Raw genomic sequence first — 9334 nt, 5'->3', positions numbered from 1 at the left:
GTGGTGGTCTCGAACAGTCCACGGTACGCGCCGTAGCCCTGCTCTTCGAGCTCGGCTGCGGGGATGAAGCGCAGCGCCGCCGAGTTCATGCAGTATCTCAGTCCGCCGGCGTCCCGCGGGCCGTCGTCGAACACGTGGCCGAGGTGGCTGCCGGCTCCGGCGGAGATCGCCTCGGTGCGGACCATGCCGAACGTGCGATCCGTGGACGTGGTGACGGCGTCCGGGTCGATCGGCCGGGTGAAGCTCGGCCAGCCCGTTCCGCTGTCGAACTTGTCCGTGGACGAGAACAGCGGCTGACCGGAGACCACGTCGACGTAGATGCCCGGATCGTGGTTGTTCCAGTACGCGTTGCGGAACGGCGGCTCGGTGCCGCCCTCCTGCGTCACCGTGTACTGGTGCGCGGTGAGCGCGTTCAGGGCCTCAGGGGTCCTGCGGTAGTCGGTGGGGTTCATCGTGATGCTCCTCTGCTGCCGCCGCTGGCTGCGGCGTCACTGGAGAGAACGAGGAACGAGCCGGTTTTGGTCCCGTGAAGCTGTGCGCGGACTGTGAGTTTCGCGGCTGCGACGGAATGGATCAGGCGGATCGCGTGGCCCTGCGGACGACGGCGAGGAGCACCGCGACGACGAGGCACAGCGCGGTGAGCGCCAGGAAGGACAGCGTGAACGACGTCCCCGCCGCGAGAGCGCCGATCGCGAGCGCGCCGACTCCCGTTCCCGCATCGAACGCGACGTTCCACGCGGTGCTGGCGACGCCCTTGGCGTGCTCCCCCGCGACCTCGAACGCGCGCACCAGGGTCACGTTCTGCATGGTGCCGAACGCCGTTCCGACGAGGACCGCGCCGCCGATGAGCAGGACCGGGCTTGCGGATCCGAGGAGCCCGGAGATGCCGGCCGCGATGGATCCGAGGCCGAGCGCCGCGATCGCGAGCCCCGGCAGGATGAATCGATCCGCGCCGAACCGGTCGGCGGGACCTCCGACCGCCCACCGCGCGAAGGCGGCAGCGGCCGTGTAGAGGAACAGGGCGACGACCGTGAGCACCGCATCGGGCACGAACTGCGGCGTGAAGGTCGTGATGGCACCGCCCGCGCACGTCACGGCGGTGAGCGCCAGGATGGGCGGCCAGAGCCGCGCGAGCGCGCGGCGCTCTTCGCGCGGGCTCGCGTGCGGAACAGGCGCGGATCCCGTCCCGCCCGCCCCGGCCTCGGCGGCGGCGCGCGCATGCTTCGCGATCGCGCCGCCTGCGGCGAGCGCGAACGGGATCCCCACGAGCGGCAGCGCCGCGACGGCCAGGGCGACCGGCAGCCCTGCCTGATCGGCGATCCACGGAGAGATCGGGGTGAGCACGAGCTGGGCACCGGCGACCGCGAGCCCGTACGCGCCGATCGCCCGGCCGCGCCGCTCGGGCGGGAACAGCGCACCGACCGCGGAGGATCCGCTCACCGTGACGATGCCGAACCCGATCCCGCGCACCGCAGCAAGCGCCAGGACCTGCCCCGGGGCCGTCGCAAGGATCTCGCCGAGCGCCGGCAGACCGAGCAGGAGGCACGCGAGCGCGAGGCTGACCCTCCAGCCCATCCACGAGCGCATCCGCTCCACGACGAGCTGGGTGAGGATCGTGGCCGCCATCAGCACGGCGTTGACCAGCCCTGCCAGGAACTCGTCTCCGCCGAGCGCGACCATGTGCATGGGCGCGACCGGCAGCATCACCGCGAACCCCGCGAAGGCGAACGTCGTCATCGCGAGCAGTGCGGGCATGCCGGGCTCGCGCCACGGCGGGCCCGCGGGTTTCGCGATCCGCACCGCGTCCCCCTGATCCTGTGCGCTCGTCACCGCGCCACCCTATCGAGTCCTGTCCCGGTGGACCTCGCGTGCTCGCCGGCGCCCCGTCGACAGCGAGCGAGGCGGGTGACAGAATGCGGCGTACGGGGGCTGGACGAGGGGACGTCGTCATGGGCAGTGATCCGGCCATCCCGCGGATCCGCATCCGTCGGCGCGGCGCCGGCACGCTGGCCGTGATCGCGCTGCTGCTGACGGCGTGTTCCGTCGGCGGCGCCCGCCCGGACCCGCGCTCGACGGCGTCGACGCCCACCGCGCCCCCCACGGATCCGGCCCCGATCGCGAACCTCTTCGACGTCGGCGACGGACGCAGGATCTACCTCGAGTGCCGCGGGAACGGACCGGCGACGGTCATCCTGATCGGCGGGCTGCGCGCCGCCGCGGACTACTGGAACCGCACGGACACGAGGCCGACGACCGTGATGCAGGGCGTCGGCGAGAAGGCGCGGGTCTGCTCCTACGACCGCCCTGGTACCGTCCGGGAGGGGAACGCCTTCAGCCGCTCGGATCCGATCCCCCAGCCCTCCAGCGAGCGCTCCGCGGTCGCCGACCTGCACACGCTCCTCGCCGTGGCCGACGTGCGCGGTCCGTTCGTGCTCGTCGGCCATTCGTACGGCGGCAGCATCGCGCGGCTGTACGCCTCGACCTACCCCGATCAGGTGAACGGGATGGTGCTGGTCGACGCGCTCTCCGAGGCGGTCGCGGACGCGATGTCGCCCGAGCAGTACGCGCAGCTGCAGACGTCGCAGCAGGTTCCCGCGGAGGACATCGCCGCCTATCCCGGGATCGAGCGGCTCGACGCGGACGCGGTGAACGCCCAGCTGCGCTCGGCACCGCCGATCCGGCCCATGCCGCTCACCGTGCTCTCGGCCGACCGGCTCATCGCGCCGCAGTGGCAGGCGATGATCGACTCCGGCCAGCTGCCTCCAGGGACGCCGAGCGACCTCGGCGCGGCGGTCGACCGGGCGCAGAAGGTGTCGCAGGACTTCCAGGCCCATCTCGTCCCCGGTGCCGTGCACATCACCGAGACGCACAGCGGCCACGACATCCCGCTCGACTACCCCTCGATCGTCATCACGGCGATCCTCGACGTCGTCGCCGAGGCGCGCTGAACGAGCGCCCCGGCCGCTCCCGTCAGCTCGCCGCGATCCAGGGCCGGGTGAAGCCGAGCACGCGCTCGCCGTCGAGGTCGGCGAGCGAGACGCCCGCGAAGGCCGTCGCGCTCTCCGAGCTCTGCCAGCGGAAGCGGTACTCGTCCGACATCACGGACGCGGCGATCGCGGCACCTGCCGACTCCGGCGTCTGCGCGTTCGCGAAGGCACCGGAGGTCCGGCTCACGTACGCGCCGAGCAGCGCGGCGTACGGGCCGCCCTCCTCCGGCCGGACCACGTTCGCCACGAACGAGCTCGCGACCGCGGCCGGCTCGATCACGCTGACCCGGATCCCGAAGCGCTCCGCGACGACGGCGAGCGACTGCATGAAGCCCTCGACCGCGAACTTCGCTCCGCAGTAGGCGTCCGCGAAGGGCTGGCCGACGGTTCCGCCGACGCTCGTGACGGTGAGGATCCGCCCGTTGCCGCGCTCGCGCATGCCGGGGAGCACGAGCTTGGTGAGGTTGACCGGCGCCAGATAGTTGATGTCCAGCTGGTCCTGGATCTGCTGCATGCTCAGCTGCTCGGCCGTCGCGACGCTCCCCTGCCCCGCGTTGTTCACGAGCACGTGGATCCCGCCCAGCTCGACCTCGATCTCGGCGACCAGCCGGGCGGCGGCCTCGTGGTCCACGACGTCGAGCGCGCGCACGTCGATCTCCACGCCGGCGGCGGCCGCGGCCTCCTGCAGCGGAGTCGCGCGGCCCACGTCGCGCATCGTCGCGACGACGTGCAGCCCGCGGCGGGCGAGTTCGACAGCGGCATGCAGGCCCATGCCCGAGGAGGTTCCGGTGATCAGCGCGACATCAGTCATGCGAGAACACTATTCCCCTCGCCGCCCCGGCCGGATCAGGCGGCGCCGCGCGGATCTCGAGTGGCGAGCGCGAGCCGGATCAGGGGCAGGTCGGCACGCGGGATCACGACCGTGACCACGATCTCGGACGAGAGCTGGGCGCCGATGCCGTACACGAAGGGATCCGTGTCGATCTCGACGGCATCGACTTCGTGCCCATCGACCTCGAGCCGCGCTCGCTGGTTCACGGCGGACAGCCGCGCGTGCCAGGGCTCATCCCCCGGCGGGCCGTTGGGCGGGCCGTCGGGGATGCCGAGCTCGGCGCGGAAGCGATTCATCAGGATGTAGTTGACGTGCTGCACGAGCTGGTTCGGGAGCGACTGGTACTCCTGCGGGTCGGCCGTCCACGTGGTGCGGACCGCCTCCCAGAGCATCCGGTACCGCATGCGTCTGCTGAACTCGACGATCCACGGCGGACGCGGCCATGGCGGCTCCCGGTCGAGGGCCTCGCGGGTGGACTCGTCGAGCTCGGCGAGGTTCACCGGGTCGTCGTGGTCGTCCGGGTTTCGCCACAGCGTGTAGACGAGCGTGACCGTCGTCTGCGTCGGCCCGTCGCTTCCGCGCGCGCCCATGACCCCGAGACTGTCGAGGTCCTCGAGCGACGGCTGCGGCACCAGGCCATAGATCGAGAACGGGAGTGCACGCACCATCTCCGCGCGTTCGATCCTCGGATCGGGAGCGTCAGGAGGAAGCACCCCGGAGATCCACATGCCCCGAGCCTGACGGAGAACGCAGATCGCGACAACCCCCTATCTCTGCGACGGATCCTTCGGCGCGTATGCGCGGAAGAACACGTCGACGGCGCTCTCGACGTGCTTCTCGACCTCGGCGCGGGTGAGGATCGCGTCGTCGCCGAGCAGCATCGCTCGGTTGATCGGCTCCCCCACGACGAGCCAGTTCAACTGCGTCGCGGCCTGTTGCGGGTCCGCGATGTCCAGCGCGCCCGTCGCGGCGATCGTGGTGAGGATGTCCGCGAGCACCTCGATCGCGTAGGCCGGGCCGTTGCGGTAGAGCGCCTCAGCCAGTTCGGGAGACCTCGTGAGCTCGCCGATCACCAGACGGCGGAGGGCGAGCACGCGGGGATCGAGCACCTGAGCCAGCTGGACCACCAGGCGATCGCGCAGCAGCTCCCGGGGATCCGCCGCCTCGTCCGTGCCGGGAGACGCGGCGAAGGCCGCCCCTCTAGCACCGGTCGTGCTCGTCGTGACGAGCTCGAGGAACAGCGCCCTCTTGCTGCCGAAGTAGCTGTAGAGGGTCTGCTTCGCGATCCCCGAGTCGTGGGCGATCGACTCCATCGTCACCGACTCGTATCCGGTCGCCAGGAACTGCTTCTCCGCCGCCTCCAGTGCGGCTTCGCGTTTGAGCTTCGAACTCGGTCGCATCCGCTCACCCCCTTGTCAAAATCATACCGAAGAGTCTAATCTCCAAACAAGACCGATGAGTCTAATAACTGGAGGAATGCGATGTTGACCCAACCCGACACCCCCGTCGAGTTCGACGCGACCCTGCGGATCGCTCCCGAGACCGGATCCTGGACCGTCTTCGACGTCCCCGATTCCCGGGAGATCTTCGGCACAGGCAACCCCGTCAAGATCACGGGAGCCATCGACGGGCACCCCATGGCGATCACGTTGATGCCGACCGGCAACGGGGCCCACGTGGGCCCCGTCAAGGCAGAGCTGCGCAAGGCCATCGGCAAGGCCGCGGGCGATGAAGTCCGTGTCCGGCTCGACGGGAGGGCGTCATGAGCACGCTGACCACGGCCGCGGGCGACACCGTGACCTACGACCACTACGGACCGACCGACGCCCCAGGCGTGCTGTTCATCGCCGGCGCCGGGCCCACGCGCGCCGATGATCCGGTGACCGCCGAGACCGCACGTCTGCTCGGCGAGAGCGGCGTGCAGGCCGTGGTGCACGACAGGGTCGGACGCGGCGACTCCCCCGCCGCGGGACCGATCTCCCTCGAGCGCGAGCTCGCCGCGATCACCGCGCTCGCCGCGACGATGCCGGGGCCTGTGGTGCTCGTCGGGCACTCGTCCGGATGCGCCATCGCCATGATCGCCGCGCGCGAGGTGCCGAACCTCGGCGGTCTGGTGCTCTGGGAGGCACCCCTGGGCCAGTTCCCCGAGGGGGCGCCGGCGTGGTGGGCGGGCGTCGCGGCGCACATCTCCGCCGGCCGCCTGGAAGACGCGGTGGCCGCGTACATGGTCGGCATGCCGCCGGAGTGGCTCGACGAGTTGCGGCGCTCGCCGGCATATCCCGGGCTGATCCACTCCTGGATCCCCGACGGCACCGCCCTCGCGCGCATCGAGGAGGACGGCGTGGCCGCACGCCTGCACGGCGTCACCGCGCCCTTCCTCGCGCTGGTGGGCACCGAGACCTTCCCCGGAATGGCCAAGGCCGCGGACGCGATCGCCGATGCCGCAGCCGCCGGAGCGAGCGAGAGCCTCGCCGGAGCCTGGCACAGCTGGGATCCCGCGGCGATGAGTGCACGGCTGGCCACGTTCGTGCGGGACGGACGCTGACGTGAGTGCGGACGCCAGGCGCTGCACCGACGCTCGCCGCGCCCGGGCGCGTCCGCGTTCGCGGTGACCTCTCGAGTCGGTTAGGATTGTGGAGTTGCCCGCGCTCCGGTGCGGTCGACGGGCTGTGGCGCAGCTTGGTAGCGCACTTGACTGGGGGTCAAGGGGTCGCAGGTTCAAATCCTGTCAGCCCGACAGAATCACGAAAGGGACCGGCCGAAGGCCGGTCCCTTTCGGATTCCCGAGCACTTGCAGTGGGGCCCCGCAACGCAGGAGGCTCCGCGCGCCGGTCGCCTTCGCGGCGTGTGCCGCCTCGCCCACTTGCGGCGCGTGGAGGGCGCTGTGGGGCACCGACTTGCCATCGCCGAAGGCGCTCAGCGGAATCGTTCCGTCTGGGTTCGGAGGCGTCGTGGTGAATTCGATCCGCACGTCACCGCGCGCGCTCACAGCAAGCCCATGCTTGAGCTTGTTGTGCGCGGCGTTGATCGAGAGCTCGTCATCCGTAAGCAGCGCGAACGCGTGGTTCACCCACGCGACCGCGGTTTCCACTGCGGTGTAGGTGGGTCCTTCGACAACGTGCCCGGAGGCAAGAACACGTTGGCGAACAGGGTCGGCTCGTGCTTCAGCGCCGTGGCAGCCATGGAAACGACGTCGACGATGTTGCGGGGGCTGTCGGCGATCGTCAGCCAGATCGAGCGGGCGGCGCCGCCATCGGGTGCGGCGACCGCCCGTGCGTGGAGGAATCTAGCGAGCGCCTTGGCTACCTGATGGCGAAGCGACAAGCCATCAACCGCGACTTGCACGCGACGCTGCTCTGCATCGAATGCTAGGAGCTGTTCTTCGCCCGCTACTCCGAGCACGTCGAAGAACTCGGCTGGTCCGTGGGTAATGGCCGCTCGGAACTCACGCTGGGGTCCAGAAGGGCGGCGATTCGGGAAGAGAAGTGCGCGAGCGGGTTCGACAGAAAGAACTCGTCGTCCAGGACTCTTGCGTGGTCAGCTGTCAGCGCGACACCCTGGGCGCGAATCGGATTGAACATTCCGCCTAGTCTCTCGTGGCCGTCCAACGCCGGGCGATCTCGAATCGCTGACGCGGACTGCGTTCGATAGTCTCGCTGAATGCTCCATCAGCTTGCATCCTTTGCCGACAAGGTTGCCATGTCGTCGCTCGCGGCCTCGTGGGTTGTCGCCGTCGCTACCGCTGCCGGGGTCATTGTCGCCGGGTTGGCACTCTGGTTCGCCTACCGACAGATTGCGCTTACTTCAACTCAGATGCGGGCCAGCGCGGCGCAACAGGCGCAGGACAGCGAGGATCGGACCCGACCGTATGTGTCAGTGGACTTTGTGCCTGGTATCAGCGGAGCACCCTCATTCGACATCGTCGTCACCAACCGTGGGCAGACGATGGCGCGCGGCTTGACCCTTGAACTCACCGATGGTGGCTTCCGAGCGTTGTCGGAGCACGACGAGATTGGTCCAGCCCTCGGGAGACTGTTCTCTTCTGGTATCGACCTGGCCCCTGGGGCAAAATTGCGTGTGCTGTGGCGGTTTCCCGATCAGGAGAACGCAGAACCACGAGGCGATCTGGGCGCACCAGAACGGGGTAGCGTCATCGTGCGCTACGGGTGGATGCCGGGAGACGCACGCCCAATTCGGGAGTACGCCGAGCCGGCCAGATACGACCTGAGGGAGCATCTGAAACTCATTCCGCGCGCGTACAGCGGGGAGGATGCCAGCGGGTCGGACGCAGACCTTCGAAATGCCGTCAACGCGCTGAGAGCGATTGCCGAGAACGTCGGCGACCTACGTCGATAGTAAGAAGGTCGCGGGAGCTAGGGTCATATCCGACACCGAACCCTCGATGCCGCGACAATTTGTTCAACGACGATCAACGTTGGCGAGCGTAGCCGGCTAGACGACGGCGCCAGCGATCACTCACCGTGACTCGTGTATTCACGAGGTGAAGACTGTGGCCATGGATCGTCGTTGGCAGGCTCGTGGTTGGAGCCATCGCTGCGGTGACTTTGAAGGCGATCTGCCAGCGTTCTTGCCGACTTGTAGGCTGGCCGGGTGGCGAATCAGTGGAAGACGGAGGATGCTGGAGTCCTCGCCGTGCGGAAGGCCGCTCTAGAGGCCGGAGTCATCAGCCGCGAGCAGCCAACGCACGACGTCGGCGTCGACATTCACTTCGAGTTCACGGACTCGCGGGGGGATGCCACCGGGCGGCTTCTTGCTATTCAGGTCAAGACCGGCAGCTCCTATTTCGCGAATGCGACCGACGGCGGTTGGTGGTTCTACATCGACAAGAGGCATGAGAACTATTGGCTCGGGCATTCACTGCCAGTGATTCTCGCATTACACGATGAGCGGGACGGAAATACGTATTGGGTCCAGGTCGAGGCCGAAACAATCGAGCGAACGAAAACCGGCGGTTCGAAGATTCTAGTGCCGTCATCTCGTGTGCTCGACAAGAGCGCCTTCGAGCGGATCTCGGCATTGGCGCAACGCCGCGCAGTGACCACAACTGGTGCCTTTAGGGACTCGACGAACCGGCATCGCGTTGTGATGCGGGAGGCTATTCGGGGAGCGGCGCGCGATGACGCACGAACCGCCTTCAAGCGGTCGCGAGTTACCGGCCGACTCAAGATGACGCCAACGATGTACCACATGGGCGACCCGATGGGGCGCTACGTCTTGACCGCCTACCGCGAATTCGACGAGTTCCTGGCGATGGTCGTAGTTATCGAGCACTTGACAGCCCTCAACGAACTACTGCACTCGGCGAATGAGACTCAGATTACGTTGAAGGAGCTGCTGACCGGCTTCGGCTTCGCGATGCCAGGCGATGCTCATCCCGACGAGACAGACAACCTGAAGCAATACCTCGTCGCGAACGCCTCCGCCTACTGGGGATCTCCTCTATAGTGCATTGTCGGCTCCTCCGAGCCAGAGCGTCGCATCTTCGGCCCCCGCC

12 protein-coding genes and 1 tRNA gene are annotated in these 9334 nt (G+C 68.6%); 6 read left to right on the top strand and 7 right to left on the bottom strand.

What is annotated here, in order from left to right:
- Both msrB and B7X32_RS03115 read right to left on the bottom strand, forming a co-directional pair.
- Nucleotides 1-452, bottom strand: a 452-nt coding sequence (gene msrB, locus B7X32_RS03120) for a peptide-methionine (R)-S-oxide reductase MsrB (RefSeq protein WP_292715877.1), incomplete at its 3' end; no start/stop codon positions are given.
- Between the two features lie 121 nt (nt 453-573).
- Nucleotides 574-1830 (bottom strand): MFS transporter, encoded by a 1257-nt coding sequence (locus tag B7X32_RS03115; protein WP_292715875.1) that lies wholly within the window; start codon nt 1828-1830, stop codon nt 574-576.
- 119 nt (nt 1831-1949) lie between these two features.
- Between B7X32_RS03115 and B7X32_RS03110 the strand changes: the two genes are divergently transcribed.
- On the top strand, nt 1950-2948 hold the full coding sequence (locus B7X32_RS03110) for an alpha/beta hydrolase (RefSeq protein WP_292715872.1): 999 nt from the start codon (nt 1950-1952) through the stop codon (nt 2946-2948).
- A gap of 22 nt (nt 2949-2970) precedes the next feature.
- Here the strand turns inward: B7X32_RS03110 and B7X32_RS03105 are convergent, their stop codons facing one another.
- The 3 genes from B7X32_RS03105 to B7X32_RS03095 form a co-directional block, all read right to left on the bottom strand.
- Nucleotides 2971-3798, bottom strand: coding sequence for an SDR family NAD(P)-dependent oxidoreductase (locus tag B7X32_RS03105; protein ID WP_292715869.1), 828 nt, complete (start codon nt 3796-3798; stop codon nt 2971-2973).
- A gap of 35 nt (nt 3799-3833) precedes the next feature.
- Nucleotides 3834-4487: a hypothetical protein gene (locus B7X32_RS03100; protein ID WP_292715867.1), complete on the bottom strand. Its 654-nt coding sequence runs from the start codon at nt 4485-4487 to the stop codon at nt 3834-3836.
- A gap of 99 nt (nt 4488-4586) precedes the next feature.
- Nucleotides 4587-5219: a TetR/AcrR family transcriptional regulator gene (locus B7X32_RS03095; RefSeq protein ID WP_292715866.1), complete on the bottom strand. Its 633-nt coding sequence runs from the start codon at nt 5217-5219 to the stop codon at nt 4587-4589.
- Nucleotides 5220-5300: 81 nt separating this feature from the next.
- Between B7X32_RS03095 and B7X32_RS03090 the strand changes: the two genes are divergently transcribed.
- From B7X32_RS03090 to B7X32_RS03080, 3 genes are all read left to right on the top strand, one after another.
- Nucleotides 5301-5585: a DUF1905 domain-containing protein gene (locus B7X32_RS03090; protein ID WP_292715864.1), complete on the top strand. Its 285-nt coding sequence runs from the start codon at nt 5301-5303 to the stop codon at nt 5583-5585.
- Nucleotides 5582-6364: an alpha/beta hydrolase gene (locus tag B7X32_RS03085; protein ID WP_292715859.1), complete on the top strand. Its 783-nt coding sequence runs from the start codon at nt 5582-5584 to the stop codon at nt 6362-6364. The genes B7X32_RS03090 and B7X32_RS03085 overlap by 4 nt, the downstream gene beginning before the upstream one ends.
- Nucleotides 6365-6482: 118 nt before the next feature.
- Nucleotides 6483-6556, top strand: a tRNA-Pro gene (locus B7X32_RS03080).
- Here B7X32_RS03080 and B7X32_RS03075 read toward each other — a convergent pair.
- Both B7X32_RS03075 and B7X32_RS03070 read right to left on the bottom strand, forming a co-directional pair.
- Entirely contained in the window at nt 6548-6910 is a 363-nt protein-coding gene (locus tag B7X32_RS03075) for a hypothetical protein (protein ID WP_292715857.1), read from the bottom strand. The two genes, B7X32_RS03080 and B7X32_RS03075, sit on opposite strands and share 9 nt — an antisense overlap.
- Nucleotides 6886-7164 (bottom strand): hypothetical protein, encoded by a 279-nt coding sequence (locus B7X32_RS03070; RefSeq protein ID WP_292715855.1) that lies wholly within the window; start codon nt 7162-7164, stop codon nt 6886-6888. The genes B7X32_RS03075 and B7X32_RS03070 overlap by 25 nt, the downstream gene beginning before the upstream one ends.
- A gap of 315 nt (nt 7165-7479) precedes the next feature.
- On the opposite strand from B7X32_RS03070, the gene B7X32_RS03065 reads away from it, so the two are divergent.
- Nucleotides 7480-8175 carry a hypothetical protein gene (locus B7X32_RS03065; RefSeq protein WP_292715854.1) on the top strand — a complete coding sequence of 232 codons (696 nt, stop codon included), beginning with the start codon at nt 7480-7482 and terminating at the stop codon, nt 8173-8175.
- Between the two features lie 255 nt (nt 8176-8430).
- The gene (locus B7X32_RS03060; protein WP_292715852.1) at nt 8431-9285 is read left to right on the top strand and encodes a DUF4365 domain-containing protein; all 855 of its coding nucleotides are present in this window, start codon (nt 8431-8433) and stop codon (nt 9283-9285) included.
- Nucleotides 9286-9334: the final 49 nt, after the last annotated feature.

Source organism: Microbacterium sp. 13-71-7 (assembly GCF_002257455.1).
Lineage (GTDB): Bacteria > Actinomycetota > Actinomycetes > Actinomycetales > Microbacteriaceae > Microbacterium.
Note: the sequence above shows the minus strand (reverse complement) of the source record. Positions and strands in the feature narration are given on the sequence as shown.